The following is a 24,369-nucleotide window of genomic DNA, read 5'->3' on the forward strand; positions in this document are numbered from 1 at the left end:
CGTCAGGTGTCCGATCGCTCCGTGAGCGCCGCACCCGCGGCCATCTCCAACGCTGCGAAAAATCCGGTGGGCCACGGCCTTACCCGACGTTCAAACCCGCCCGACGCCAATCGCGTCAGCCCCATGCCATAGCTGGCATAACGAACTGCGGCACGCAGACCGGTGGATCGGGGGCTGTCGTCACCAGCCTGCGCCAGGGCCAGCGCGAAGGCCAACGGGATGCCTCCGTACACGGCGCGAATCTCGGTGCGCGACTCGCTGGTCGGTGCGTCGCCGCCGAACATCTGCGGCACCAGCGCGGGTTTCACCAGGGCAAAGATGCCGATTCCCGCGTAAAACCCGGCCGCCGCTTTACGCAGTGTTGTGTTGTGGCTCATGAAGGCGATGGTGCCAGGACGAGGAGGTCCTGACACTGCCAATCGGTGCCAGATCTCACCGGATCCATGCCAACTGTTGCTGATATGCGCCGCTAGCCAGGCCGCTGCCCGGGAACCAGTCCCCGACAGCGGCCTCATGGCTTCCTCCGCGGCGCCTAAGTACCCGCACCGGGGCTGGCCGAGCCATCCGCGGTGTAGGACTTGGCTCCGGTACCGGCCAGCTGGCCGCCCTCAACGATCAGGTATTCGTCACGGATGGGCCGCCGCTCAAAGAAGTCTTCGAGGATCTCCCGGGTCCCGGCCGCATACCGGGCCTGCGCCGACAACGTGGTGCCGGAGACGTGTGGCGTCATCGCCTCGTGCGGCATGGTGCGCCACGGGTGATCGGGGGCCGGAGGCTGCGGGTACCAGACGTCGCCGGCGTAACCGGCAAGCTGTCCACTGCGCAGGGCGTCGACCACCGCATCGCGCACCATGATCTCGGCACGCGCGGTATTCACGATGTACGAGCCGCGGCGCATGGAGTTGATCAGGTTCGCGTCGAACAGGTGGTAGGTCTGCGGGTGCAGCGGGGCGTGGATGTCGACGATGTCGACGGAGCCGACCAGAGACTGCACATCCGGGTGATAGGTGAGCCCAAGCTCCAGCTCCACCTCGGCAGGCAGCCGGCGTGTGTCAAAGTAGTGCAGCCGCACGTCAAATGGCTTGAGCCGGCGCATGACCGCCTGTCCGATGCGGCCGGCCGCGATGATGCCGACATCGAATCCCTCGAGGTCATAGGCACGCTCAACACTGTCGGCGATGTTCCAGCCGCCATCGACTACCCACTGATGCGAGGGCAGGTAGTTGCGCACCAACGCCAGGATCTGCATGACCGCATGCTCGGCGACACTGATGCTGTTGCAGTACGTCACCTCGGCGACGGTGATACCCGCCTTGATGGCCGCATCCAGGTCTACGTGGTCCGAGCCGATACCTGCCGTCAACGCCAGCTTCAGCTTGGGGGCCTTGGCAATCCGCTCCGCACTGAGATATGCGGGCCAGAAGGGCTGGGAGATCACCACATCAGCGTCGCGCAGCTCCTTCTCGAACACCGAGTCCGGACCATCCTTATCAGAGGTGACCACCAGCTCGTGCCCCTGCCCTTCCAGGTAGCGGCGCAGGCCAAGCTCCCCGGATACACATCCGAGCAGCTCACCCGGGGTGAAATCGATGGCCGACGGGGTCGGCAGGCTCTGCCCGTCGGGGTACTCACCGATCACCGGGATCGAATCCCGGGCGTATACGGGCGGATAGCCCGTCACTGGATCGGGGTAGAGCACACACAAAATCTTCGCCATGACCACTCCTCTGCGGCGGTCGTAGGGCCGCCAGTTCTGTTGATGCAGATTGCCTTTCAGCTATCCGATGCGTCCTTATCGACGTATCCTCAGTGTCCGGCGTGCAGCGGCTGGGTGTCCAAGACCAAGTTCCGACCGCCCAATAGGCGTAGCCGATCAGGGCTGGTCGAGCGGCGCTGCCGTCTTCGCCAACGCGCGTGCCAGGAGCGACGCCGGCTCGCCCGCGGTGCGCACCAGGGCCACCGGCGAGCCAAGTGTCGGCGCCCGCAGCTCCACCACTCGCGCGCCTGCCGGTGCGGGCACGGAGGCGAACCAGGTCCGCGCAATGATCGCCGCCCAGCGGCCCGTCCCGACGAGGGCCAGCAGTGTGGCGACGGAGTCGGCCTCCAGGCGAGGCGACACCATCAGCCCATGCTCGGCAGCCGCCTCGTCGATCCGATCACGATCACGCATACCCTTGTGCAACAAGCACATCGGCAGGCTCAGCGCTTCCGGCCAATCGATCGGGTCGGGGGCGTCACGCAACAACCCCTCACCCGCGACGAGCACGTAACGCTCCTCGTACAGTCGGGTCAGCTCGAGCCCTTCGGTCTGCAGCCCATCGTCGTAGACCACACCGGCATCGAGTTCGAAGCGGCGGATTCGGTCCAGGATCTCCGCGGATCGCAAGCTGGATTCGATCCGTACTCGCACCAGCGGGTGTTCGGCGCAGAATGCATCCGCCATCAGTGCGACGCGGGTGGCCGCACCGGGCACCACACCCAGACGCAGTTCACCGGTGAGTCCGCCGCGCAGCGCCGTGACCTCATGCTCCAGCGCGTCACGGTCCGCGAGAATCCTTCGCGCCCAGAGGACCAGGCGCTCCCCCTCCGGAGTCAGGCCCTCAAAGTTCGATCCACGCAGTACCAACGGAACACCCAGCTCGTGCTCGAGCTTGCGGATTGCCTCCGAAAGCGCCGGCTGGGACACGTAGCACGCCGACGCCGCCCGAGCGAAGTGTCGTTCCCGCGCCAATGCCACGAAATACTCAAGCTGACGGAACTGCATAACTCGTTCTACCACTAGTGATCGGTGCTGCCTATCGCCTCAGCGGCAATGTCTCTTGGACAGGCACGCCGCAGTGCTCCGACACTAGTCCGCACCATCACCACCCGAGGTTGGGAGAACATCCGTGGACGCATCCGCGAGGACGCGCCCCCGGCCGGGTACCCGGCCGGACCGTCGAGACCACTGGCACGCACTGCGGGTGGCGGCCGGTCTGGCGCTCCCCGGCGTGCTGCTGCTGGCCGCCGGCCGGCCCGAGCTGCTGGTGTACACCACCTTCGGCTCCTTCACCGGGATCTACGGCCGTGCCCAATCTGGCTGGCGCCGCGCACGCCACCAGATCCAGGCGGGCGCCCTGCTCTCTGCGGGAGTCGCCCTCGGAGTGACGCTTTCGTCGCTGCATGCGACTACCTGGACGCTGGTCGCGGTGGAGGTGGCGTTCGCGACGGCAGGGTCGGTGGTGGCCGACGCGTTACGTCTGCGGCCAACGGGACCGTTCTTCTTCCTTTTCGCGATCGGCGCCACCGCCACCGTTCCGGCCGACCTAGTGGCCCCGCTCAGTGCCGTCGGACTGTGTGTGGCAACGGCATTGCTGTCGGTCCTGATCGGCTTCATCGGGTTACCCAGCGAGATCTCGACTCCGTGCGTGCAGCACCGTCGCCTGCCGCCTGGTACGGGCACCCATGCACTGCGATATGCGCTAGCCGTCTCGATGGCCGGAGGCGCAGGACTGCTACTGGGCTTCGATCACGCCAATTGGGCGATGGCAGCCGCCGCCGTGCCACTGGCCGCCATCGACCCCGGACGGCCGTCGAATCGCGAGGTATCGCGAGTGCTGGCACGGTCCGCACACCGCATCGTGGGAACCCTGGTGGGCCTGATGCTCACCGGAGCGCTTCTGGTCCTGGGGCTTCCACCTGTCGCCGTCGGCGCACTGGTGATAGCGCTGCTGTTTCCCACCGAGCTGTTCATGGCACGCCACTACGCGCTAGCGGTCGGCTTCTTCACCCCGTTGGTGATGCTGATGACCGAATTGGCCGACCCGGCAGACCCGTTCACCCTCATGCTGTACCGCGGTCTCGATACCCTGATTGGCGTCGCAGCCGGGGTGGCTGCCGCTGCGCTGGTGGGCAGGCGAGGCGGCAAGAGCCGTTAGGTCCTTGGCCAGCCGGGTGGAACCTGCAGCAATGTGCCAAATCTGCTCGGAATCAGGACATCTGCGGAACTAGAGGATCTCGTCGACAGCCTCAGTGGGTCGTGCCATCCGGGTCCCCTTCGAGGTCACCACGAAGGGACGCTGGATCAGACGCGGGTGCGCGACCATCGCATCGAGCAAGATGTCGTCCGACGCATCCGCCAGGCTGAGGTCTTTGTACTCGGCCTCACCGGTACGCACTGCCTCACGCACGGTAAGGCCCGCGTCCAGAATCAGCTTCTTCAGCTGCGCCTTGGTGGGCACATCATCGAGGTACTTCACGACGGAGACGGTGGCCCCCGCCTCCTCGAGCCGGGCCAACGCCTGACGGGACTTCGTGCACCGGGGATTGTGGTAAATCGTTGCGTCCACAGCTTCAACTTACATAGCGCTACCGACAATTCGACCGTGAAACGCCTGCCGGACGCCAACGGCCGGAATGCGCCCACCGCAGCTTCCGAACACTTCATCGACGGAATCCCTCTCTGTGCAGAAGGCCCAAGTTGGCGTAACATCTGAGATAGCTGGGTATTTCAGCTGGTCTGGGAAGGATTTCGCCGTCCGCCGCGGAGTTCCAGGAGCGCTCGCTCCGCAACCCAACGCTTCCGATGATCGTGCGTATGCCCGAGGTCTGCCAAGACCATCCTTCGCTCATCAAAGTGGTTGAAGAACATGGCGATTCCTGCGACTACGCATCGCACCTAGCGACCCACGTCTGCCGTCATCGCGGCTCACGATCACCGAACCGGAAAAATCCCCACATGAGCATCGGCAAGAAGATCACCTACAAAGCCCAAGTGGCAGCAGGCGCCGTCAAGAAATACCTCGGCCGCACCACCGGCAACAACCGCCTGCGCGCCGAGGGGCACGTAGATCAGTTCAAGGGCAACGCAAAACAAGCAGGAGAGAAGGTCAAAGACGCATTCAGACATTGAGCTGCGGGCCGGACCGACCAGGCGTGCAACCAGGTCTGATCCCGTCCCATCTCGCCGAATATCCGCAGAGAAACTAGGTAAACATCATGATCGTTCTTGGCATCATCCTCATCGCCCTGGGGCTCCTTCTCCCCAGCCTTGTCCCCACCTTCGCCTTCGCCCACATACTTCTCGTCCTAGGGGTCATCCTCTTGATCGTCGGCGTGGTCTTGATGGTCGCGGGGCGGACGGGACACGCACTTGGCGGCCGGCGCCACTACTACTAACCCGCGGCATGCGCGAACGCAGCTGACCATGGACGACCTATCCAAGGAACACACATGAGCACTATCTCCATTGCTATCGCCGTCGTCTCGGTTGGGCTGTTCGTGCTCTCCATCGCGCTGGCATGGCAGGCCCAAAGGATGCGAAAGCAGCAGTATCACAACAAGACCGGGACCATCCGTGGCCAAGCCACCACCACCCACGATCACTTCAACCAGCAGCAAGACCGAGCAGAAAGCCAGACGCGGTAACACTGCAGGAGGGTGAAACTCAGAGCGCCGTCCACGAAGAAGCGCAGAACCTGTGACAGTCCGCCAACCCGCACCGAGCCCGTAGCCGCCGCCCCGGTCGATAGCCTGGTGCACATGAGCGCGATGGTCCGGCAGAAAGCAAGGGAACAATGGCGATTACCGACGTTCCGGCGTTCGCCCACCTGACGAATCCCGACATCGAACGCCTGGCCGTTGAACTGGACGCTATCCGCCAGGACGTCGAAGAATCCCGAGGGTGTCGAGACGCGCGCTACATCCGCCGCACCATTGCCGCACAACGCGGACTCGAGGTGGCCGGCCGAGTCTTACTGACGGGCGGCTCACATCGGTCGGGGTGGTGGGCTGGCACTGCGACGCTCGGCATCGCCAAGATCATCGAGAACATGGAAATCGGCCATAACGTCATGCACGGCCAATGGGATTGGATGAACGATCCCGAGATTCACTCCTCGACATGGGAGTGGGATATGAGCGCAGTGTCCAAGCACTGGCGAATCACTCATAACGTCATGCATCACAAGTACACCAACATCCTCGGCATTGACGACGACGTGGGCTACGGAGTGCTGCGGGTTACCCGCGACCAGCGCTGGTCACCACTGCACCTTGGCAACCTGTTGGTCAACGCCGTCCTGGCCGTTGGGTTCGAGTGGGGAATCGGCCTGCAGTCCTTGGAACTTGAAAAGTTCTTCACAGGCCAGTCGAACCGCAAGATCGCCCTTGTGCAAATCCGCGAGTTCCTGATCAAGGCCGGCCGACAGGTGTTCAAGGATTACGTCGCTTTCCCGGCGCTGACCTCGCTGTCGCCCGCTGCGACCTATCACTCGACCTTCTCGGCCAACGCAATCGCCAATGTGATCCGCAACGTGTGGGCCAACGCTGTGATCTTCTGCGGCCACTTTCCCGATGGCGCAGAGAAATTCACCGAGGCCGACATGGCCGGTGAGCGTAGAGGGCAGTGGTATCTGCGCCAGTTGCTTGGCGCCGCGAACTTCAATGCGGGACCAGCGCTGCGGCTTATGAGCGGCAACCTCTGCTACCAAATCGAACACCATCTATACCCCGATCTGCCGAGTAACCGGCTCCACGAGATTGCCATCCGGGTCAGTGAGATATGCGATAAATACGACTTGCCTTACACCACAGGATCATTTCTGATGCAGTACGCCAAGACATGGCGCACCATCGCCAAGCTCTCGCTGCCCGACAAATATCTGCGTGACACCCCCGATGACGCGCCGGAGACCCGAAGCGAGCGGATGTTCGCCGAGCTAGGGCCAGATTTGGCCGGCGGCCGAGTAAGTACGGACCGCAGGCAGGGGTTGAAGACCGCGATCCGTGCGGTGCGCCAAAGGGAACGTCGCACACGCACCGGAAGATGACCGAGATGCCTTCGCTAGCGCACCTTTTCGGGAATTGAGTTCAATGCACGCAGAACCTCGACGGCGAGCTCGCCGGCGACACTGCTGTCGAGCGATGACGCAGACATCAACGCTTGCTTAACCAATTCAACGCGTTTCTCATAAGGAGAGGTGAAGGTCGCCCGAGAATCCATGATCTCTGTCCTATTCAGTCAGGCTTGTTTCGAGCGCCGCGAGGATGCTCCGCCTGACACTGTCAACGTTACTCCTCGCACGGACCGGCCCAGGCCATTACCGCTGGGCCACGGCGGGCACCTCAAGAAACGTCACGGACGTCGGCGCGCGGGCCACGCGTCAGCCGTCTCCCTCGTTGAGGATGAGTTGCGCGATGGCGTACCGACTGGTGCTGATGCGGACGGCCTGGGCGTCAAGATGCCGCCGGGCCAGTAGGGGCGTGTAGCCGCGGCCGATCAGAACTCCGATGGCCTGGTTGACGGCGGTGGCTGCTTGTAGTTGGTTGGCGCTCGCGCTGTCCGCCACGGTGAGATCCTGGTCAAAGATGAGGTCGGTCAGTGGCTGCATGGCGAGCAAGGCCAGGTCCGCAGCGAGTTCGACGAACGCTCCCGCCGCTCCAGAATGGAGAACGAGGGCCACTGGAGGGCGGTTCCGGCCGCCCGACAGCATCATGCGCAGCGAGGCACGGACGTCTACGGTCGCTGGCCCATCAGCCATGAGAGTGAAGGTGATTGGCGGATCACTTTCGGAGACAATCACACTCAGGCCCACATAGGCCGGTATCGCCGCAGCGGCGTCTGCGGCCAACTGGCGCAAACTATCTGCGACGTTGACCCCCGGTGCGTCCAACGCCTGGGTGAGGATCGCCAGATCAGCGGCCATGGCCGCAGTGATCTTCACGAGGTGGATACTCCCTAAGCGCTCCCGGGCGCTGTCGAGTCGGGCAATACCGTGCATCGCGATTGCTGTGCGCCGTGGAGAACCTGGGTGTACGGGTCAGGGCCCGTATCCATCGCGGTACTCCACTCTCAACCCTACGCGGGTCTGGGCTGTCCGGCGCCGCCGTCGGCCACAGGCGGTGAATTCAGCGCGCCGAGTGCCGGGCGCGCGCCCGGCGAACGGCCTCATCGACGATGCGCTGCGCGACGTCCGCCAACTTACGGTGCTCGGCTTGGCTGATCGCACGTAATTGGGTAAACGCGTCCTCGGCACTGCGTCCACTGCGCCCTCTAAGCAGACCGATCGCTTGGTCAATTACCGGTCGTGTGGACAAAGCCGTATGCAACTGCGCCGCTAAAGCTCTTGCTTGAGAAAGTAGTTGGGCGTTATGTACCGCCACGGCCGCCGGTTTGGCGAACAGCTCACCTAGCTCCGCCGCCCGCTCGTCGAAGACGTCCTTGCCGTGGGAGTACACATTGATCGCGCCGACCACCTGGCCCGGCAACAGCAGAGGTAACGAAAGAGCGCTGTGCACACCTAGCCTGCCTACGCGCGGGCCGAACCGTGGCCACATCCTCTCCCCTCCCAATGAGCCGGAACGTACCGTGCGGCGCTCCAGTGCCGCGGTGATGCAGGGGCCTTCCTGAAGCACGGTGTACTGAATGTGGTCAATTTCAGAGACAAACGGTGCACTTGCTGCCAGCGCTTCGACCATGTTGTCCGGATGGTCTACCCGCAACAGCGTCACTCCGGCGCCATCGGCGCCCGGGATGGCGTGCACTGCGAAAGTCGCTACCTCCGCGAGTAACTCAGGCAACCCTTGACTGCCGGCCACGAGACCCGCCAGATCGCCGAGAGCCTTCTGCAGGTCGACAACGTCGGCACTGACGTGGTCCGAACTCGTCGGCCCAATCACCGGATCGGGTGCGTCTTCGCGAAAATCAGCCACTGCTCTTGCCCATGCTCAATAGTTCGGCCCTAGCCCTGCGCTGAGCGTCAGCCGCGCCCGGAAAGCTCGTCATTCCGAGACTACCCGCCAGGGCCGTGAACGACTAGCAACATCGGGTGCCAACATTGAAAGTGGATATTTCCGAGGGTATCTGGGGGCTCGCGGAAAGACGTAGCGCGCTGAATCACCGGGGTGTAGCGTCGAAGGCAGCTGAGACTTACAGCTGGTCTGAGAAAGGTTCTGCTGTCCGCCGTGGAACTCGAGGAGCGCGAGCTCCGAGTCCTGACATACCCGGTGATCGTCTGTCCGTCAGGATCGCCATGCCCAGCTTGACTAATTTTCCCCCACGCTTGTCACGGCGTGCGCCACCCAGCTTCCGACCTGATGAGGCAGCGAGGGCACGGCTATGAAGTCCCTGATCATCGTGGCGGCCGTCCTGATGCTGCTGGGCCTGTTGTCACTGGCAATGTCGGTTCGTATTGTCAAGCAATATGAGAACGGCGTGCTGTTTCGGCTGGGCCGAGTGATCGGCCAACGAGCACCTGGCCTGCGGTTCATTCTCCCATTTATCGATGTGTTGCATCGGATTTCATTGCGGATCGTGACGATGCCGATTCAGTCTCAGGGCATCATCACCCGTGACAATGTCAGCGTCGATGTGTCTGCCGTGGCCTACTTCAAGATTATCGATGCAGTGAAATCTGTTGTGGCAATTGAGAATGTGCATGCGGCGATCAATCAGATCGCACAGACAACGCTGCGCAAGGTGGTTGGCCAGCACACGCTGGATGAGATCTTGGCCGAAACCGAGAAGATCAACCTTGATATTCGCGGGATTCTTGACGTCACGACCATTGAGTGGGGTGTCCAGGTCACCTTGGTGGAGCTCAAAGACATTCAGCTGCCCGATAGCATGAAACGGGCGATGGCGCGCCAGGCCGAAGCGGAGCGGGAGAAGCGCGCGAAGATCATTGCTGCGGAAGGCGAATCCTTAGCAGCAGCCGCGCTCGGCGCAGCCTCGGACACCATGATGGCCCATCCGCTGGCACTACAGCTACGCAACCTGCAAACCCTGGTTGAGCTCGGCGTCGACAAAAACACCACGGTTGTATTCCCCGCTCCCTTGATGTCAACCATTGCCGAGCTCGGTGCGTTCCTCTCACACGAGGGCGCGGCCGCCGCCAGGTCGTCGCCTCCGCCCCATCAGGTTGCGGCCGAAATCAACGGCGTTGCGACCAACCCCGGACGACGAGCAGACTCCGCGGAGCCCGAAAACTGGAGGCTCTGATGTTCAATACTGACCAGAGCGGGCCAGTGGTGGTCGGAATCGACGGGTCGAAGGCCGCTCTTTTCGCTGCAGAATCGGCGATTGACGAGGCGATTAGTCGTGACGTGCCGCTAAGCCTTGTCCACGTGACGCGACCGCTCGTGACCACGAAATCACCCGCAGCCGAAGGTCGGCATGATGAACGGTTCGCCGAATCATCTTTACGCGCAGCCGCAGCTGCGATCGAGGCGATCGGCAAGCCGGTCAAAGTGGACACCATCCTTATCCGCGGACTGCCCGCTGAAGCGCTTGTCTTCGAGTCAAGAAGTGCCAGTCTCATCTGTATCGGCGCCGGCCGATTCGCGCACGCGGCCCTCGGCTCGACGGCCACCAGGCTCGCCGAGCGCGCCCATTGTCCCGTTCTGATCGCTCGCGCACCGATGCCGGACCAGCCGACAGAGCTATCGGTGCTGGAAAACGCAGCGGACGGTAGCAGCTGGAACGCTAGCCGACAGAACTGGATCGCTGTGTGCGTCAATGGTTCTAAGGACAATCGGAATGTTGTTAACCACGCCATACGCGAGGCGCGGCTACGTCAGCTACCGGTACTTGCCATAAGCACCTCGCCGCTTGAACTCGGCGAGGGGAGGAATCATGAACTCGAGCACCGGGTCGCCAGCCTGCATGAGCAATACGGTGACGTTCACATCTACCCGGTGACAACCCGCGCCCGAATCGCCCGCTTCATCGCCCGCTGCCACGAACCGATTGCGCTCGCGGTGATCGGTGCATCGGAGGCCAGGCAGGCGGTCCGGCTCTGCCGATCATCACGTGAACAATGCTGCTCAGTTCTTGTCGTACGCCCTCAGTGCGGGTTGTGAAGCGGCATCTGCATCATGCGGAACCCGCCCAGAATTGCAGAAGTACAATGGATTTGGCGTACCCGCATGGGAAAACCGGTAACCTGATCCTTCTTCATTCGTTCCATCAATAGGAGTAAACTGGCGTGTACGACGATGTCCAGATACTCGCTCACCGATAGGGTGCTGAGTCGTCGGAAAAATGGTCTCGGTTGCGGGGCCCAGGGTAGGAGCGTCTGATGACGCATCGTGTGTTTTCCAAACCCCGAAGCGGACCAGCCGTTCGTCTTCGATTGAAGCCAAAGGCACCACCGACCGGCCATGTCGATGGCGCATGGTGGCCCTACTCCAGGGATCTGATGGGCGAATTACCGCAGTTGCTCAGGATTCTCAGTGTCCGTTTGGGTTCGATCGACCGGATCACATACCAGGTCTCGGAGTGGTCGACGGTCTCGCGGCGGATACTGTTTCGCAATCGCCTGACACATCTGAATTGGTCACTTAGCCAGCCGGTCAACACGATCAGTGCGGAAGGAGCGGATGGGGCGCATCTGACCCTGTTGATCGTCCCGCCGGACACGGAGGCCCTGCCCGCCCACACCACCATGATGACGGCGGCCACTCCCGGCAATACAGCGACCGTCGCCCACCTGCTACCGGCCAACCGAACGGAACCCGGCACGTGGATCGATACGATCGCGGCGCAAAACCAATGGGATTCTGAAGGCGGCGCACAGATGGTCGAACACCGCGATCACTGCGGCGCTGCGGCTGCCAGCGCCTAAACCCCACCACCGTTCGACATCGGCGCTTCAGAACTTTCGGGTCAGGCTGGGCATGATGACATCATCCACCAGCGTGCGGACGGTATCGGCCGTAGCAGCCCTCACCGGCAGTAACCCGCGGAACACAAGATACCCCGGTAACAGATCCCAGAGCTCCTCATTGATAACGGCGGAATCGATCTCACCGCGTTCAACGGCCGCGCCCAGCACGTCGTCGATCAACAGCTTGCGTTGATCGACGAACTGTGTCCGAAATGCCTTGGTCAGTGCGGGGTTTCGAGCAATCTCGTTCAACATCCCCCGCATGATGGGCAAGTTGTGACGACTCTCTTCAAGCACACTGTCGCCTATCTGCAACAAGTCTTCACGGAGCGAGCCAGTATCCGGCCGGACCAGCTGTGCACGCATGCCTTCGACGAAGGCGGCCAGTACCAGTTCCGCCTTCGACGGCCAACGGCGATAGATCGTGGCCTTACTCGCCTTCGATTCGGAAGCGACTTCATCGACCGACAGGCGGTCGTATCCATGCTTCTGCAACAAACGCAAGGTGACCGTCAGCAGCTCCACCTCCCGTGGGGTCCACTGGGAGTCCTGCCCCTTCTTCATCGCCTTAGTCAACCCCGTTGACACACCACTTGCCATGGAAGTACGGTACCGTACCGTTCCACAAAGGTCGGTCAGCGACTATCGAGAGGGCGTGGGCGCTGGTGCAAGGCTGGATTTGGACTCTGCTCAAAAGATGGTGGACGGTACTCGTCGCCGCCGCAGTGGTGGCGGTGGTGGCCTTCGGCGTTACTCGGCTACACGGCGTTTTCGGCTCGAACGTCGAGCTCTCCCGCCCCGGCAACCAGGCCATGGAGAACACCAACTACAACCCCAAACGTGTTCTCTTCGAGGTCTTCGGCACGGCCGGGAGCACCGCGACCATCAACTTCCTCGATGAAATGGCGCAGCCGCACCGCGTCGACAATGCGCCGCTGCCGTGGTCGCACGAGCTCGTCACCAACGACCCCACCCTGTTCGCCGACCTGCGCGCGCAGGGCACCGGTGACATAACCGGCTGCCGCATCACCGTGGACGGCATCGTCAAGGACGAAAGGACCGTCACCATCGTGAACGGCTACACCACCTGCCTGGACAAGTCCGCATGAGTACCGGCCACGCCCAGGAGTCCCGCGCAGCCAGGATCATCCGCCGGCTCGCGGTGCCCATTGTTTTCTTCTGGGTGGCGATCGCGGCGGTGACCAACGCCACCGTGCCGCAGCTGGAAGTGGTTGGCGAAGAACGTTCTGCCCCACTGAATGCCGCCGATGCACCGTCCACCATGGCGATGAGGCATATCGGCAAGGTCTTCAACGAGTTCGACTCGGACAGCTCGGCCATGGTCGTGCTCGAGAGCGATAAACCCCTTGGTGCGCAAGCACATCAGTTCTACGACACGCTGGTGCAGCGACTGAAGGACGACCGTGAACACGTGCAACACGTCGCCGATTATTGGGGCGATCCGATCACCGCGGGCGGTTCGCAGAGCAAGGACGGTAAGGCCGCGTACGTGCAGGTCTACGTCGCCGGCAATCAGGGTGAGGCGCTCTCCAATCAATCCGTCGATGCCGTACGTCGCATCGTCGCGGACACTCCCGCCCCGGACGGGGTCAAGGCTTACATAACCGGCGAGGCCCCGACGATCACCGATCAGTTCGAGGTAGGTAACGCGGGCTCTGCCCAGGTCACCATCATCACCTTCGCGGTCATCGCCATCATGCTGTTAATCGTCTACCGCTCGCTGACGACCACAGCGCTGGTGCTGGTGACGGTCCTCGTGGAACTATCGGCAGCCCGTGGAATCGTTGCAGCACTGGCACATACAGGCGTCATCGGCCTGTCGACCTATGCCACGAACCTGCTGACCATGCTCGCCATCGCCGCCGGCACCGACTACGCCATATTTTTCGTCGGCCGCTATCAGGAAGCACGCTCGACCGGCGAGGATCGCCTGACCGCCTACCAGACGATGTTCAAGTCCACCGCGCACGTCATCATCGGATCGGGTCTGACTGTCGCGGGCGCGCTACTCTGCCTGTCGTTCACGCGGCTGCCCTACTTTCAGACCCTGGGTGTGCCCGCGGCACTCGGGGTTCTGGTGACACTGGCCGCGGCGCTCACCATGGCGCCGGCCGTGCTGGTAATCGCCAGCCGCTTCGGACTGATGGAGCCCAAACGCGCCATGCGTACCCGCGGTTGGCGCCGGATCGGCACAGCAATCGTGCGCTGGCCGGGCCCCATTCTCGTCGTCTCGTGTGTGGTAACGCTCATTGGACTACTCGCGTTGCCTGGGTACAAGACCACCTACGACGGCCGCATCTACATGCCCGCGTCGACTCCCTCCAACGTGGGCTATGCCGCGGCCGAGCGGCACTTCTCCGTCGCGCGGCTCAACCCCGAGCTCCTCATGATCGAAACCGATTTCGATATGCGTAACCCCGCAGGCATGGTCCTGCTGGAACGCGTCGCCAAGTCCGTTCTCCACGCCCGCGGCGTGGCGCTGGTCCAATCGATCACCCGGCCCCTCGGCACTCCCATCACCCACTCTTCCATTCCCTTTCAGATCAGTGCATCAAGTGCCAGCCAGCTGATGAACCTCTCCCAGCAGCAGAACCAGGCCCTCTATCTGTCTCAGCAGGCCGATCAGATGACGCAAACCATCGCAGTGCTGAAAAACCAACTGGCACTTCAGAAACAGAGCGCCGCGATCACACATGAACAGACCCAGGGATTCCAGCAGACCGTGGCGGTAGCCCAGGACTTACGCGACAAGATCGCCAACTTCGACGACCAGTTCCGGCCCATACGTAACTACTTCTACTGGGAACCGCACTGCTTCGACATCCCTTTCTGCGCGGCACTGCGGTCCCTCTTCGATGCTTTGGACGGCATCGATGAACTGGTCGATGCACTCCAGACAGTCACCGGGAGCCTCACCAAGCTCGACGCACTACAGCCCAAACTCGTCGATCTCATACCGCCCCAGATCGCGATACAGGAGAAGAACCGCGACCTGACCCAGTCCAACTACGCCATCAACAACGGCACCAACACACAGAATGAGGAATCCACCCGCACCGCAACAGAGTTGGGCAAGGCCTTCGACGACGCGAAGAACGATGACTCCTTCTACCTGCCACCGGAAGCATTCGACAACCCCGCGTTCAAACGCGGCATGAAGCTGTACATGTCCCCGGACGGCAAGGCCGCCCGCATGATCATCACCCATCAGGGAGATCCGCAGACCTCTGAGGGCATCGAGCACATCAACTCGATCAAGGAAGCGGCATTCGATGCCGTCAAGGCAACTCCGCTGGCCGATGCGAAGATCTATGTAGCCGGAACCGCCTCGGCGTACAAGGACATTGCTGAAGGCCAGAAATACGATCTGCTGATGGCCGCGCTGGCCTCGCTTGGCCTCATCCTGCTCATCATGATGTTCTTGACGCGCAGCCTCGTGGCCGCCATGGTCATCGTGGGGACGGTGGCGCTATCGCTGGCGGCATCCTTCGGGATGTCAGTGGTGGTGTGGCAGTACATCTTCGGCATTCCGCTGTATTGGGTCATCTTCCCGCTAGCGGTCATCATCTTGCTGGCGGTCGGGGCAGACTACAACCTGCTCTTGATCTCCCGATTCAAGGAAGAAACCGGAGCAGGCTTGAAGACGGGCATCATCCGTGCGATTGCTGGCACCGGCGGGGTCGTCACCGCCGCCGGCCTGGTCTTCGCGGTGACGATGTCGTCCTTCATCTTCAGCGATCTGCGCGTCCTCGGCCAGATCGGTACCACCATCGGCCTCGGGCTGCTCTTCGACACCCTGGTGGTGCGGTCGTTCTTGACGCCCGCGATAGCCACCATGCTGGGCCGCTGGTTCTGGTGGCCCCTCAATGTGCGTTCCCGCCCATTACCGAAGCCATTTGGGCCGAAACCCGTTGGTGCCGAGGACGCTACCGGACCCATCCCGGCGGGCGGATAACGCTCAACCGGGCCGCACCCAGGGTTCAGTGGGCAGCGGGGCACCGGTCTCCAAGAAGGACTTGAGGTTTGACAAAACGGCCGCCCATCCACCGCTGGCCTGTGCGTACTCCGCCGGGTCCGCGAGGTCGGCGTGGGTGACGGTAAGCCGCACGATGTCTTGGTATGGCTGAATCAGGAAGGTGACGGTCGATGTGGGGCCGTCGACGCCGGCGGCCGGATCGGCCCAGGTGGTCACCAGTTTGCGTGGCGGATCCGCCTCCATCACCGTACCCACCACATCGGCGATACCAGAGCCATCCACTCGCTGGTGCTCCCAAGGCGAACCCTGTTGCCAGTCAGACACATTCGCGTGCCCCCAGTACTGGGCGCTGAGCTCGGGGTCGGTGATGGCCTGCCACACCTTCTCGGGCGTGCTGTTGATATAGGTGGTGTACACAAAAGTCGGTTGAGACATGCTTGGCTCCTCAGCTCGCTGCTTGATCGCACTCAGCGCCCGCAACCGCGGGCGCTCGAACTTGTCGATCCACCGTTCCTGTATCTCATGCAGCGGAACCGGATTGAGATAGTGCAGCTTCTCCCGGCCGTGTTTCACCGCGCTGATCAGGTTGGCAGATTCGAGCACGCCCAGATGCTGAGTCACCGATTGACGCGCCATTCCAACGCCGTCACAGAGCTGACTCAGAGTCTGGCCGTTGCGTTCATGCAGCCGGTCCAACAGCTCCCGCCGAGTCGGGTCGGCGAGAGCCTTGAAGACATCCGCGAGGCCAGGATCGGGATCGGACGAGGACGCCCCCTCAGGGCACCGCAGCGGCGTCCATCAGCTGTTGCAGCATCTGGGGCCGCGGATCGCCGTCAATCGCCACCTCTGTGTTCATCACAATCGCCGCCCCCACACCACGTACCGTGTCGATCTTGACGTACGAAGCGGTACCTACCTCGCTGCCGGCATGTTGCCACTGGCCATCAGCGTCCCCGCGCAGTCTGTGCCAGGCGTACCCCTGAGAGATGAACGGCAGTGGAGCCTCCGACGACGCCATGATTTCTGGAGAGACCTGGTCCGCCAACGCCGCCGACGCCTGGGCGCGCGGAAGCACTTCAACACCGTCCAGCGTGCCGTTACCCAGCCACAGTCGGGCCCACCGCGCCAAGTCAAGCGAGTTGGATCGCAGACCGCCATCGGGTGTGAGACAGCTTGCGTACGGCGAGTATTCGGCATGACCCGTGTAGTCATCGGCGATTGCCACAGGTATCAGGTTGCGGTAATCGAGCCACATGCCCTTCTTCGCCCCGTTCTCAAACCAGGCGTGTGGATACGCCCGCCGGCCGTCCGGGATACGGTCACGATCGAAATCAGAGTTCACCATTCCCGCCGGCTGCAGAACGTGCTCACGGCAGTAATCGGCGAAGGGTTGGCCCGTCACCGCGTGTACGAGAAAACCCGCCAGATCAAATCCGATGTCGGAGTACATATGCACGTGTCCGGGCTTCGATTTCGTGAAGTTCTCTTCGCGGTTGTACGTCCACCCACGCGGTGCGGGCGTGAGAAAGTCGTGGAGCCATCGACCTAGCTCACCCGAATCGGGAGCGGGGCCGATACGGGGAGCGTATCCGTACGGACCCAATTCCGGACCGGTGGTCAGCGGCGTCAGGTGAGCCAGCAAGTACCGGACAGTGATCGGGGTATCTGGGTAATAGGGGCTGCGCACACTCCTCGGGCCGTAGGCCTTGCTCTCCGTCAGAACATCATTCACATCTGTATCGAGGCCGATGCGTCCCGCCGCCACCAACTGCAGCACGGCCGTCGCCGTGATCGTCTTACTTACTGACCCAATATTGATGGTGCTCAGTGCCGTCATCGGTTGCCCGGCCCTCGCCGCTCCCCATCCATCAGCATACACAGTGCCCTCACGAGTGACTGCCGAAACACTGCACCCCAGAATATGTTTCGAATCAGTCAGTCTCATCAGGTCATTTTTGAGACCCACAGGCAACAGCGGCGCCTGAGCACCCTCACCGGACTCACGCACATCGCCCGAAGACGAACAGGCAGCCATATCGCCGGCGGCCACCGCCAACGCTGCAGCGGACACGCCAACAATGATCTGACGCCTATTTGGCTGTGTCACAGAACTCTCCAATCACTTCAGCACGCACGATGTCGAGTCGGCAATGTGCATGCGACTATCGCATAGTTCACTTCGACTGCGCCCCTGGATTATCGCGGGCCTAGACAAGACACATATATAGAGCTGTGCAGCACATACTTTGGACCATCTCTCACACCTGGCCAGCCTTGCGGAGTGACGCCGAGACATCGGTTTCCACCGCTCGAATCTCCGACCTGCGGGGAGCGGTCAACACACGACTGGCCATTCGGCCCGGTCGGCCCCTGAGGTTCGGCCTAGGTTTATGGGACCTTTAGATCCCATCTGTCCGCGTGGTCGGCGATATCCTTGAAAACCTTGTTCGCCAATGATAATGGCCGGGTGCTGACTGCACCCGGCCATTCTCATGATATTTACCTGCCTATTGCAACGGGTGCCTCGTGGGAGGCCTTCGCCCGGCCGGATGCCGCCGACCCTGCAGCTCCGCGGCTGAATCGGACGCCCTTGTCGGCAACCTTCCCGTACTTGAGCACGGGCAGCTCACGGAAGTAGTTCTGGTACGAACGCCACGGGGCCGTCGGCACCTGGTGCGGCACAGCATTGGCGGCACGCGAGATGTAACCGGAGTCCAAGTCCACGAACGGCAGCCGCTCGGACGTTTCGGGCTCAACTGGCCATACCACCGTCTGTCCCGTCTTGTCCATGTAATTGAGAAGCCTGCAGGTGTACTGGGACACCAGGTCGGCACGCAGTGTCCAGGAGGCATTGGTGTATCCGAAGGTGAAGATGAAGTTCGGGATGCCCGTCAGCATCAGGCCCTTGTAGGTGATGCATTTCGACGGATCAACCTCGACACCATCGACAACCGGTTTGAGGCCGGCTGCCAGCTGAACATTCAGACCCGTTGCGGTGACAACGATGTCAGCCTCAAGCTCCTCACCCGACTCCAGCAGAATGCCCTTGGGGGTGAAGCGCGCGATCCGGTCGGTGACCACCGATGCGGTGCCCTTGCGTAGTGCGCGGAACAGATCTGAATCCGGCACCACGCACAGCCGCTGGTCCCACGGGTTGTACTTCGGGGTGAAGTGCTTGTCCAGATCGAAATCGGGCAGCTGACGCTTCAACAGTGCGCGCAGGATCCCCTTCATCCGCTCCGGGTCGCGGCGGCTCGTCTGGTAGCTGATGAAGCTGACCATCTGGTTCTTCCACTTGACGATCGGGTACGCGATCGAGGCAGGCACCTTGCCCTGCAGCGCCACCGCAAGCGCATCCGTGGACGGCAGTGACACCACGTAGGTGGGCGAACGCTGCAGCATGGTCACGTGGCCGGCTGTTCCCGCCATCGCGGGAACCAGGGTCATGGCAGTGGCCCCACTGCCGATGACAACGACCTTCTTACCCGCGTAGTCCAGATCTTCCGGCCAATGCTGTGGGTGGATTACCCGGCCGGCGAAGTCGTCGATGCCCTCGAAATCGGGCGTGAAGCCCTCGTCGTAGTTGTAGTACCCGGTGCAGCCCAGGAAGAACTCGGTGGTGAACTCGACGATCTCACCGTCATGCTCGGCGCGCACCGTCCAGAGCCCGCGATCGGAAGACCACTCGGCGCTCACGACCTTGTGACCGAAACGGATCTTCTGATCCACACCGAATTCGCGCGCGGTGGCGGTGACGTACTCACGGATCGAGGCTCCGTCGGCGATGCCCTTGGTACTCGTCCAGGGCCGGAAGTTGTAGCCGAGGGTGAACATGTCGGAGTCGGAGCGGATACCCGGGTAGCGGAACAGGTCCCAGGTGCCGCCGATGCGCTCACGCGCCTCCAGCACCACGAAATTCTTGCCCGGCACGTCGCGGGTGATGTGGCATGCCATGCCAATACCCGAGATCCCGGCGCCCACGATGACAATGTCGACATGTTCGGTCATGAGAGCTAGGCTATCGACGCAGTGTTGAGAAAGTCAACAGTGTGTCGAGAACTTTATAGAATGTGCAGGTAGACGTGGCTAAACCGGCTACAACAGGCCGCAAAAGGACGCGCCCCTCGGGCGATGAGCGGATACAGGCGATCCTGGCGACGGCCGAGGAACTACTCGGCCAGCGCCCGCTCGTCGATGTCTCCGTCGATGATCTGGCTCGCGGGGCAGGGATCTCGCGGCCGACGTTCTACTTCTACTTCCCCTCCAAGGAAGCCGTCCTCCTCACGCTCACCGAGCGGATCATCGAGGAAGCCGACACCAATGTTGCGAGCATCGACCCGGCCGCGATGACGAGCCCCGCGCACTACTGGCGCGCCGTCATCAAGGCCTACTTCGACGCCTTCGGTTCCCACCGGTCCCTGACCGTCGCGTTGTCCGGGGTCCAGGGCACCAGCGCCGAGCTGGATCAACGCTGGTCCGAGGTGACGGAAAACTGGGTCACCAACACCACGGTGGGCATCGAGGCCGAACGCACTCGCGGCGCCGCGCCCGACATAATCCCCGCCCGCGATATCGCCATCGCACTCAACCTCATCAACCAGTCGATGATGCGGGCAACCTTCACCGGTCAGCAACCCGCCGTCGCGGACGACGACGTTGTCGATACGCTGCTCCACGTCTGGCTTAATGCGATCTACGGAGGGGTCAGTGCCTGAGAGTCTTCGCGCGAGCGGCTCGTCCATGCGCATTCGTGCTGCGGTGCTGCACGCGGCCCCCATCGAGCGGCCGTACCGCGACACCCACCCGCTGAAACTCGTTGAATTGGAGCTCGACCCACCCGGGCCCGGTGAGGTACTGGTCCGCATCGAGGCCGCGGGGCTGTGCCATTCGGATCTGTCGGTGGTCGACGGAAACCGGATACGCCCAGTGCCCATGGCACTGGGACACGAGGCGGCCGGTGTCATCGCAGAAGTCGGCCCCGGCGTTCGCGACGTCTCCCCCGGCGATCACGTGGTGTTGGTGTACGTGCCGAGCTGCGGCGCCTGCAGGTACTGCTCCTCGGGCCGCCCGGCGCTATGCCCGGATGCCGCGGCGGCCAACGGCCGCGGTGACCTCATCCGCGGCGGCACCCGCCTGCGCGATCTGGACGGCGCCGAGGTGCGTCACCATCTGGGCGTCTCGGGTTTCGCCGACCACGCTGTGGTGGACCGGAATTCGGTGGTCGTCATCGATCAGAACGTTCCCTTGGACACGGCCGCACTCTTCGGCTGCGCCATGTTGACCGGCTTCGGAGCCGTCACCCACACCGCCTCGGTGCGCCCCGGCGACTCGGTCGCGGTGCTCGGACTGGGCGGCGTCGGACTGGCGGTGGTGATGTCGGCGGCCGCCGCGGGCGCCGGCGAGGTGCTGGCCATCGACCCGGTACCCGCAAAACGCGAACTGGCCCTTGAACTCGGAGCCACGCGGGCCTGCGCGCCGGAGGACGCCCCCGGTGGTCATGATTGGGTGTTCGAGGTAGTCGGGTCGGCTGCCGTGCTGGAACAGGCCTACGCACTCACCGGCCGTGGCGGAGGCACCGTTTCAGTGGGCCTGCCGCACCCCGATGCACGAATTACCCTGCCCGCGTTGAGTATTGTCGCTGAGGGCCGCAGCATCCTGGGCTCGTACATGGGATCAGCGCAGCCGCAGCAGGACATCCCGGCGATGCTGGCGCTGTGGCGGGCCGGGAGACTGCCGGTAGAGAGGCTCAAGTCCGATGACCTGCCGTTGGACGATATCAACATCGCACTCGACGCCCTCGCCGATGGCCAGGCCGTTCGACAGATCCTGCGCCCCGGCGCGGTGACCGCATGACCAAGCCAGAGCTGCCCACCAAGGCAGACTTCCCGGTGCACCGCCTGCACCAAACCCGTTGGGCCGATAACGATGTGTACGGACACGTCAACAACGTCGTCTACTACGCCTGGTTCGACACCGCCGTCAACGGCTGGCTGATGGACGCGGCCGGATGCGACATCCGCGACCTGCCCGCCATCGGCGTCGTCGCCGAAACCTCCTGCAAGTACCTGGCCGAGGTGTCCTTCCCCGACGAGCTGTCCATCGGCCTGGCCCTGGAACATCGCGGCCGCAGCAGCGTCATCTACAAGCTCGCGGTGTTCACGGTTGTCGACGGCGTCGTCGAGGACACTCCGCGCGCCCTGGGCCGGTTCGTCCATGTCTATGTGGACTCCGACGCCCGCACCCCCGTACCCATCCCCGAGCAAGTAGCGACAGCTCTCGAACAGTTGAGGTAGCGACACATGCCCGCACTACAGCGCTCCGAAGGCATCTACACCCTCGAGCTTGGCACCGACGAGAACCGTTTCACCACAGCGAATATCGAGCAGATCAACGCACTGCTCGACGAGGTACTCGCCGATGACGCCCCGTCCGCGCTGGTGGTCACCGGCAGCGGCAAGTTCTTCTCCAACGGACTGGATGTCGACTTTCTGGGCGCCAACCCCGACAAGCTCAGCTGGTACATCACCGAGGTTCAGAAGATCTTGGCGCGTTTCCTGGTGTTCCCGACACCCACCGTCGCCGCCGTCAACGGTCACGCCTTCGGCGCCGGAGCCATGGTCGCGCTGGCATGTGATTACCGGGTGATGCGTACCGATCGCGGCTTCTTCTGCCTTCCCGAGGTCGACCTCGGCATGCCGTTCACCCCCGGCATGTCGGCGCTCTGTCAGGGGAAGATGACACCCCAGGCGGCATCGGCCACCATGCCCAGCGGCCGGCGTCTCGGCGGATCCGAATCCCTGAACTACCAGATCATCGACGCGGCCGTCTCCGAGGACCAGGTTCTTTCTACTGCAACGAGTTTCGTGTCACCGCTGGTAGGAAAGAACCGGGACACGCTCGGCACCGTCAAGTACGGGATGTATGGCTCAATCGTGCCACTGCTGCTCGCCGGCCTGGGGTCGTGACAGCAGGGCAACGATGGCCAGCGCGACCGCGATAGCCGAGGCCCCGATAGCGACCCAGAACCCATAGCCCGTCACGATCGGGGCCTTGACGTTGGTGCGGTAGTACAGAAGTTCCAGCCCCAACAGTGCCAGCGCCAGTACACCCGCGGCGATCGGCGCGATGCGGTGCAGAATGTGCTGGCCCACCATGCATCCGGCCACCACGAGTAGCGCCGAAACCAGCAAGATCATCTGGCCCGCACCGAATCCCGGGGGCAGCACCACCGATCCGGTGGCGCCGCCGATGGCGTTGGCTCTGCCGCCGCCGCTGGCCGAGGTTCGCAGCCAGGGAAGCCAGACACTGAACCCGATCACCACACCGGTGAACGCGATCAGCCACCCGGCGCGTCTCATGGCAGTTGACTCGGAACGCATTTGGCCAGCATGGCCTTCAACGCGCGGCGCTCGTCAGCGGTCAGTTTCTCCATGACCTCGTTCTCGCTGGCGGTCACCGCCTCCGCCGCCTTCTCCAGCTGGGTGGTGCCGCGCCTGGTCAGGCGAGCGGGCAGCGACCGCCCGTGGTCCGCGTTCTCCGGACGGCTGATGAGGCCCTCCTGCTCCAGCCGATGCAACACCGCATTCATGGCCTGCCGGGTAACCATCGCCTGCCGAGCCAGTTCGGAGTTGGACATGCCCGGGTAGGTCCGCAGAATGTGCATGCAGATGTACTCGGGCAGGCTGAGGCCCATGGGCTCCAACCGGGCCGCCACCTTACCGCGCAGTGATGTCGCGGTACGGGTCAGCAAGTACCCCAGGGTCGCGGTTCCGTCGATATCCATGTCAATGATGTTGACTTATGTCAGTGCCGCTTACAAGCAGGTCCCCGCGCCATGTCTGGCGCGGGGACCTTTGAGCTTGTTACCGGGGACTAATCCGACGACGCCTTGTGCGAGTCGCTGTGCGAAGAACCGTTCGAGGTGCTCGAGTGCGAGTCACTCGATGAGGAGCTCGAAGCGGACTCCGACTTACCGGTGGCCGACGCGGCGCTCTCGGGCTTCTTCGCAGCTGAAGAGTCATTTTCAGGCTTCTTCGGCGTGGACCCCTTGTCGGACTTGGTGTCCTTGGAATCAGCCTTCTCGCTCTTGTCTGCCTTGGCCGAGTCTTCGGTCTTCGGCGCAACTCCGCCGCTGACCTCTCCGACCTTGGTGGCCGGGGTGGGCAGTTTGACCTTCGGAACGTTGACCTTCGGCTCCGCAGGCTTGACGGCATCAGCCGGAGTCGCGGGCTTGGCCGGCTCTGCCGGGGCCGCGGGCTTGATGGCCTCGACAGGGGTGGCCGCTTCCACCGGCTTGACCGGCTCAGCCGGAGCCGTCACCTTGACCGGCTCGGCCGCGGTGGCGGGCTTGACCGGCTCAGCCGGAGCCGTCACCTTCACCGGCTCGGCAGGAGTGGCCGCCTTCACCGGCTCCACCGGGGTGGCCGCCTCGGCCGGGTTCGCCGGCTTGGCAGGATCAGCCTTGGTCGGCTCCGCTTCGGGAGAAGACTTCGAACCTGTGGTCTTCGACTCCGTCACCTTCGACGCATCAACCGTCTTCGAGTCGACCGTGGTCGTCTTGCCCAGCGCCGAAAGAATCGATGTCGGCGCCTTGGCGGCCACGGTGTTCGCGGTCGCCGAGGGCAGGAGACCCGAAGGCAGGAGCGATGCCGGATTCTGCGTCAGAGCCGTCACCACCGCGATCGTGTTCGTCACGTAGGCGCCCGGCAGACCGACCAACAACCCGAA

28 protein-coding genes are annotated in these 24,369 nt (G+C 63.0%); 14 read left to right on the forward strand and 14 right to left on the reverse strand.

All coding sequences use genetic code 11. The features are described from left to right. Window positions 1-2: 2 nt before the first annotated feature. The 3 genes from B4400_RS18625 to B4400_RS18635 form a co-directional block, all read right to left on the reverse strand. Entirely contained in the window at window positions 3-377 is a 375-nt protein-coding gene (locus B4400_RS18625; RefSeq protein WP_078310519.1) for a DUF4345 family protein, read from the reverse strand. Between the two features lie 155 nt (window positions 378-532). Further along, complete coding sequence (locus B4400_RS18630) at window positions 533-1,717, reverse strand: NAD-dependent formate dehydrogenase (RefSeq protein WP_078310524.1); 1,185 nt, start codon at window positions 1,715-1,717, stop codon at window positions 533-535. Window positions 1,718-1,873: 156 nt separating this feature from the next. Further along, on the reverse strand, window positions 1,874-2,764 hold the full coding sequence (locus B4400_RS18635; protein ID WP_078310527.1) for a LysR family transcriptional regulator: 891 nt from the start codon (window positions 2,762-2,764) through the stop codon (window positions 1,874-1,876). 124 nt (window positions 2,765-2,888) lie between these two features. Here B4400_RS18635 and B4400_RS18640 point away from each other — a divergent pair, with 124 nt between their 5' ends. Beyond that, complete coding sequence (locus tag B4400_RS18640; RefSeq protein WP_070950156.1) at window positions 2,889-3,917, forward strand: FUSC family protein; 1,029 nt, start codon at window positions 2,889-2,891, stop codon at window positions 3,915-3,917. A 69-nt stretch (window positions 3,918-3,986) separates the two neighbouring features. Here the strand turns inward: B4400_RS18640 and arsC are convergent, their stop codons facing one another. Then, window positions 3,987-4,328: an arsenate reductase (glutaredoxin) gene (gene arsC, locus B4400_RS18645; RefSeq protein ID WP_070950157.1), complete on the reverse strand. Its 342-nt coding sequence runs from the start codon at window positions 4,326-4,328 to the stop codon at window positions 3,987-3,989. Between the two features lie 389 nt (window positions 4,329-4,717). On the opposite strand from arsC, the gene B4400_RS18650 reads away from it, so the two are divergent. The 4 genes from B4400_RS18650 (at window position 4,718) to B4400_RS18665 (ending at window position 6,809) form a co-directional block, all read left to right on the forward strand. Continuing rightward, window positions 4,718-4,891, forward strand: coding sequence for a CsbD family protein (locus tag B4400_RS18650; RefSeq protein WP_070950158.1), 174 nt, complete (start codon window positions 4,718-4,720; stop codon window positions 4,889-4,891). Between the two features lie 86 nt (window positions 4,892-4,977). Next, the gene (locus B4400_RS18655; protein ID WP_070950159.1) at window positions 4,978-5,157 is read left to right on the forward strand and encodes a DUF6131 family protein; all 180 of its coding nucleotides are present in this window, start codon (window positions 4,978-4,980) and stop codon (window positions 5,155-5,157) included. A 54-nt stretch (window positions 5,158-5,211) separates the two neighbouring features. Further along, window positions 5,212-5,406, forward strand: a complete 195-nt coding sequence (locus B4400_RS18660; RefSeq protein WP_070950160.1) for a hypothetical protein — start codon at window positions 5,212-5,214, stop codon at window positions 5,404-5,406. 149 nt (window positions 5,407-5,555) lie between these two features. Next, the gene (locus tag B4400_RS18665) at window positions 5,556-6,809 is read left to right on the forward strand and encodes a fatty acid desaturase family protein (RefSeq protein WP_078310530.1); all 1,254 of its coding nucleotides are present in this window, start codon (window positions 5,556-5,558) and stop codon (window positions 6,807-6,809) included. A 14-nt stretch (window positions 6,810-6,823) separates the two neighbouring features. On the opposite strand, the gene B4400_RS24965 is transcribed toward B4400_RS18665, so the two are convergent. From B4400_RS24965 to B4400_RS18675, 3 genes are all read right to left on the reverse strand, one after another. After that, complete coding sequence (locus tag B4400_RS24965; protein WP_165614030.1) at window positions 6,824-6,982, reverse strand: DUF6307 family protein; 159 nt, start codon at window positions 6,980-6,982, stop codon at window positions 6,824-6,826. Between the two features lie 160 nt (window positions 6,983-7,142). Then, window positions 7,143-7,703 (reverse strand): hypothetical protein, encoded by a 561-nt coding sequence (locus tag B4400_RS18670; protein ID WP_078310532.1) that lies wholly within the window; start codon window positions 7,701-7,703, stop codon window positions 7,143-7,145. Window positions 7,704-7,887: 184 nt separating this feature from the next. Further along, window positions 7,888-8,691 (reverse strand): GAF and ANTAR domain-containing protein, encoded by an 804-nt coding sequence (locus B4400_RS18675; RefSeq protein WP_078310534.1) that lies wholly within the window; start codon window positions 8,689-8,691, stop codon window positions 7,888-7,890. A gap of 439 nt (window positions 8,692-9,130) precedes the next feature. Between B4400_RS18675 and B4400_RS18680 the strand changes: the two genes are divergently transcribed. The 3 genes from B4400_RS18680 (at window position 9,131) to B4400_RS18690 (ending at window position 11,603) form a co-directional block, all read left to right on the forward strand. Continuing rightward, window positions 9,131-9,979 (forward strand): slipin family protein, encoded by an 849-nt coding sequence (locus B4400_RS18680; protein WP_420063325.1) that lies wholly within the window; start codon window positions 9,131-9,133, stop codon window positions 9,977-9,979. Then, entirely contained in the window at window positions 9,979-10,839 is an 861-nt protein-coding gene (locus B4400_RS18685; protein ID WP_070950164.1) for a universal stress protein, read from the forward strand. The genes B4400_RS18680 and B4400_RS18685 overlap by 1 nt, the downstream gene beginning before the upstream one ends. 218 nt (window positions 10,840-11,057) lie before the next feature. Next, window positions 11,058-11,603: a DUF5994 family protein gene (locus B4400_RS18690; protein ID WP_078310538.1), complete on the forward strand. Its 546-nt coding sequence runs from the start codon at window positions 11,058-11,060 to the stop codon at window positions 11,601-11,603. A 27-nt stretch (window positions 11,604-11,630) separates the two neighbouring features. Here the strand turns inward: B4400_RS18690 and B4400_RS18695 are convergent, their stop codons facing one another. After that, on the reverse strand, window positions 11,631-12,245 hold the full coding sequence (locus B4400_RS18695; protein ID WP_070950165.1) for a TetR/AcrR family transcriptional regulator: 615 nt from the start codon (window positions 12,243-12,245) through the stop codon (window positions 11,631-11,633). Window positions 12,246-12,310: 65 nt separating this feature from the next. Here B4400_RS18695 and B4400_RS18700 point away from each other — a divergent pair, with 65 nt between their 5' ends. Beyond that, a complete protein-coding gene (locus B4400_RS18700; protein WP_070950166.1) occupies window positions 12,311-12,754 on the forward strand; it encodes an MmpS family transport accessory protein in 444 nt (147 codons plus the stop codon). After that, window positions 12,751-15,621, forward strand: coding sequence for an MMPL/RND family transporter (locus B4400_RS18705; RefSeq protein WP_078310540.1), 2,871 nt, complete (start codon window positions 12,751-12,753; stop codon window positions 15,619-15,621). Before B4400_RS18700 ends, B4400_RS18705 begins: the two co-directional genes overlap by 4 nt. A gap of 3 nt (window positions 15,622-15,624) precedes the next feature. Here B4400_RS18705 and B4400_RS18710 read toward each other — a convergent pair whose 3' ends face one another. The 3 genes from B4400_RS18710 to B4400_RS18720 form a co-directional block, all read right to left on the reverse strand. After that, window positions 15,625-16,431: an ArsR/SmtB family transcription factor gene (locus B4400_RS18710; protein WP_078310542.1), complete on the reverse strand. Its 807-nt coding sequence runs from the start codon at window positions 16,429-16,431 to the stop codon at window positions 15,625-15,627. After that, on the reverse strand, window positions 16,418-17,713 hold the full coding sequence (locus B4400_RS18715) for a serine hydrolase domain-containing protein (protein WP_078310544.1): 1,296 nt from the start codon (window positions 17,711-17,713) through the stop codon (window positions 16,418-16,420). Before B4400_RS18715 ends, B4400_RS18710 begins: the two co-directional genes overlap by 14 nt. Before the next feature lie 428 nt (window positions 17,714-18,141). Beyond that, window positions 18,142-19,650: a flavin-containing monooxygenase gene (locus tag B4400_RS18720; protein WP_078310546.1), complete on the reverse strand. Its 1,509-nt coding sequence runs from the start codon at window positions 19,648-19,650 to the stop codon at window positions 18,142-18,144. 74 nt (window positions 19,651-19,724) lie between these two features. Between B4400_RS18720 and B4400_RS18725 the strand changes: the two genes are divergently transcribed. From B4400_RS18725 to B4400_RS18740, 4 genes are read left to right on the forward strand one after another with little or no spacing between them, the layout of a single operon-like run. Then, window positions 19,725-20,357: a TetR/AcrR family transcriptional regulator gene (locus tag B4400_RS18725; protein ID WP_078310617.1), complete on the forward strand. Its 633-nt coding sequence runs from the start codon at window positions 19,725-19,727 to the stop codon at window positions 20,355-20,357. Window positions 20,358-20,382: 25 nt separating this feature from the next. Further along, window positions 20,383-21,495, forward strand: a complete 1,113-nt coding sequence (locus B4400_RS18730; protein ID WP_078310620.1) for an alcohol dehydrogenase catalytic domain-containing protein — start codon at window positions 20,383-20,385, stop codon at window positions 21,493-21,495. Beyond that, entirely contained in the window at window positions 21,492-21,935 is a 444-nt protein-coding gene (locus tag B4400_RS18735; protein ID WP_078296816.1) for an acyl-CoA thioesterase, read from the forward strand. Before B4400_RS18730 ends, B4400_RS18735 begins: the two co-directional genes overlap by 4 nt. 6 nt (window positions 21,936-21,941) lie before the next feature. Next, window positions 21,942-22,607 (forward strand): enoyl-CoA hydratase/isomerase family protein, encoded by a 666-nt coding sequence (locus B4400_RS18740; protein WP_078310548.1) that lies wholly within the window; start codon window positions 21,942-21,944, stop codon window positions 22,605-22,607. Here the strand turns inward: B4400_RS18740 and B4400_RS18745 are convergent. The 3 genes from B4400_RS18745 to B4400_RS18755 all read right to left on the reverse strand — a co-directional run. Then, on the reverse strand, window positions 22,569-23,000 hold the full coding sequence (locus B4400_RS18745) for a hypothetical protein (protein ID WP_139359900.1): 432 nt from the start codon (window positions 22,998-23,000) through the stop codon (window positions 22,569-22,571). The two genes, B4400_RS18740 and B4400_RS18745, sit on opposite strands and share 39 nt — an antisense overlap. After that, window positions 22,997-23,425, reverse strand: a complete 429-nt coding sequence (locus B4400_RS18750) for a MarR family winged helix-turn-helix transcriptional regulator (protein ID WP_078310551.1) — start codon at window positions 23,423-23,425, stop codon at window positions 22,997-22,999. Before B4400_RS18750 ends, B4400_RS18745 begins: the two co-directional genes overlap by 4 nt. Before the next feature lie 89 nt (window positions 23,426-23,514). Further along, window positions 23,515-24,369: hypothetical protein (locus tag B4400_RS18755; RefSeq protein WP_078310553.1), on the reverse strand; the 855-nt coding region annotated here is incomplete at its 5' end.

It is taken from the genome of Mycobacterium sp. D16Q13 (genome assembly GCF_002013375.1).
Lineage (GTDB): Bacteria > Actinomycetota > Actinomycetes > Mycobacteriales > Mycobacteriaceae > Mycobacterium.

What these genes read in the sequence shown, in the direction of transcription:
- B4400_RS18690 (WP_078310538.1), top strand. Translation starts at nt 11,058, where the DNA reads ATGACGCATCGTGTGTTTTCCAAACCCCGAAGCGGACCAGCCGTTCGT.
- B4400_RS18680 (WP_420063325.1), top strand. Translation starts at nt 9,131, where the DNA reads ATGCTGCTGGGCCTGTTGTCACTGGCAATGTCGGTTCGTATTGTCAAG.
- B4400_RS18750 (WP_078310551.1), bottom strand. Translation starts at nt 23,425, where the DNA reads ATGGATATCGACGGAACCGCGACCCTGGGGTACTTGCTGACCCGTACC.
- B4400_RS18655 (WP_070950159.1), top strand. Translation starts at nt 4,978, where the DNA reads ATGATCGTTCTTGGCATCATCCTCATCGCCCTGGGGCTCCTTCTCCCC.
- B4400_RS18660 (WP_070950160.1), top strand. Translation starts at nt 5,212, where the DNA reads ATGAGCACTATCTCCATTGCTATCGCCGTCGTCTCGGTTGGGCTGTTC.
- B4400_RS18730 (WP_078310620.1), top strand. Translation starts at nt 20,383, where the DNA reads ATGCGCATTCGTGCTGCGGTGCTGCACGCGGCCCCCATCGAGCGGCCG.
- B4400_RS18705 (WP_078310540.1), top strand. Translation starts at nt 12,751, where the DNA reads ATGAGTACCGGCCACGCCCAGGAGTCCCGCGCAGCCAGGATCATCCGC.
- B4400_RS18720 (WP_078310546.1), bottom strand. Translation starts at nt 19,650, where the DNA reads ATGACCGAACATGTCGACATTGTCATCGTGGGCGCCGGGATCTCGGGT.
- B4400_RS18625 (WP_078310519.1), bottom strand. Translation starts at nt 377, where the DNA reads ATGAGCCACAACACAACACTGCGTAAAGCGGCGGCCGGGTTTTACGCG.
- B4400_RS18630 (WP_078310524.1), bottom strand. Translation starts at nt 1,717, where the DNA reads ATGGCGAAGATTTTGTGTGTGCTCTACCCCGATCCAGTGACGGGCTAT.
- B4400_RS18685 (WP_070950164.1), top strand. Translation starts at nt 9,979, where the DNA reads ATGTTCAATACTGACCAGAGCGGGCCAGTGGTGGTCGGAATCGACGGG.
- B4400_RS18635 (WP_078310527.1), bottom strand. Translation starts at nt 2,764, where the DNA reads ATGCAGTTCCGTCAGCTTGAGTATTTCGTGGCATTGGCGCGGGAACGA.
- B4400_RS18695 (WP_070950165.1), bottom strand. Translation starts at nt 12,245, where the DNA reads ATGGCAAGTGGTGTGTCAACGGGGTTGACTAAGGCGATGAAGAAGGGG.
- B4400_RS18745 (WP_139359900.1), bottom strand. Translation starts at nt 23,000, where the DNA reads ATGAGACGCGCCGGGTGGCTGATCGCGTTCACCGGTGTGGTGATCGGG.
- B4400_RS24965 (WP_165614030.1), bottom strand. Translation starts at nt 6,982, where the DNA reads ATGGATTCTCGGGCGACCTTCACCTCTCCTTATGAGAAACGCGTTGAA.
- B4400_RS18665 (WP_078310530.1), top strand. Translation starts at nt 5,556, where the DNA reads ATGGCGATTACCGACGTTCCGGCGTTCGCCCACCTGACGAATCCCGAC.
- B4400_RS18735 (WP_078296816.1), top strand. Translation starts at nt 21,492, where the DNA reads ATGACCAAGCCAGAGCTGCCCACCAAGGCAGACTTCCCGGTGCACCGC.
- B4400_RS18650 (WP_070950158.1), top strand. Translation starts at nt 4,718, where the DNA reads ATGAGCATCGGCAAGAAGATCACCTACAAAGCCCAAGTGGCAGCAGGC.
- B4400_RS18740 (WP_078310548.1), top strand. Translation starts at nt 21,942, where the DNA reads ATGCCCGCACTACAGCGCTCCGAAGGCATCTACACCCTCGAGCTTGGC.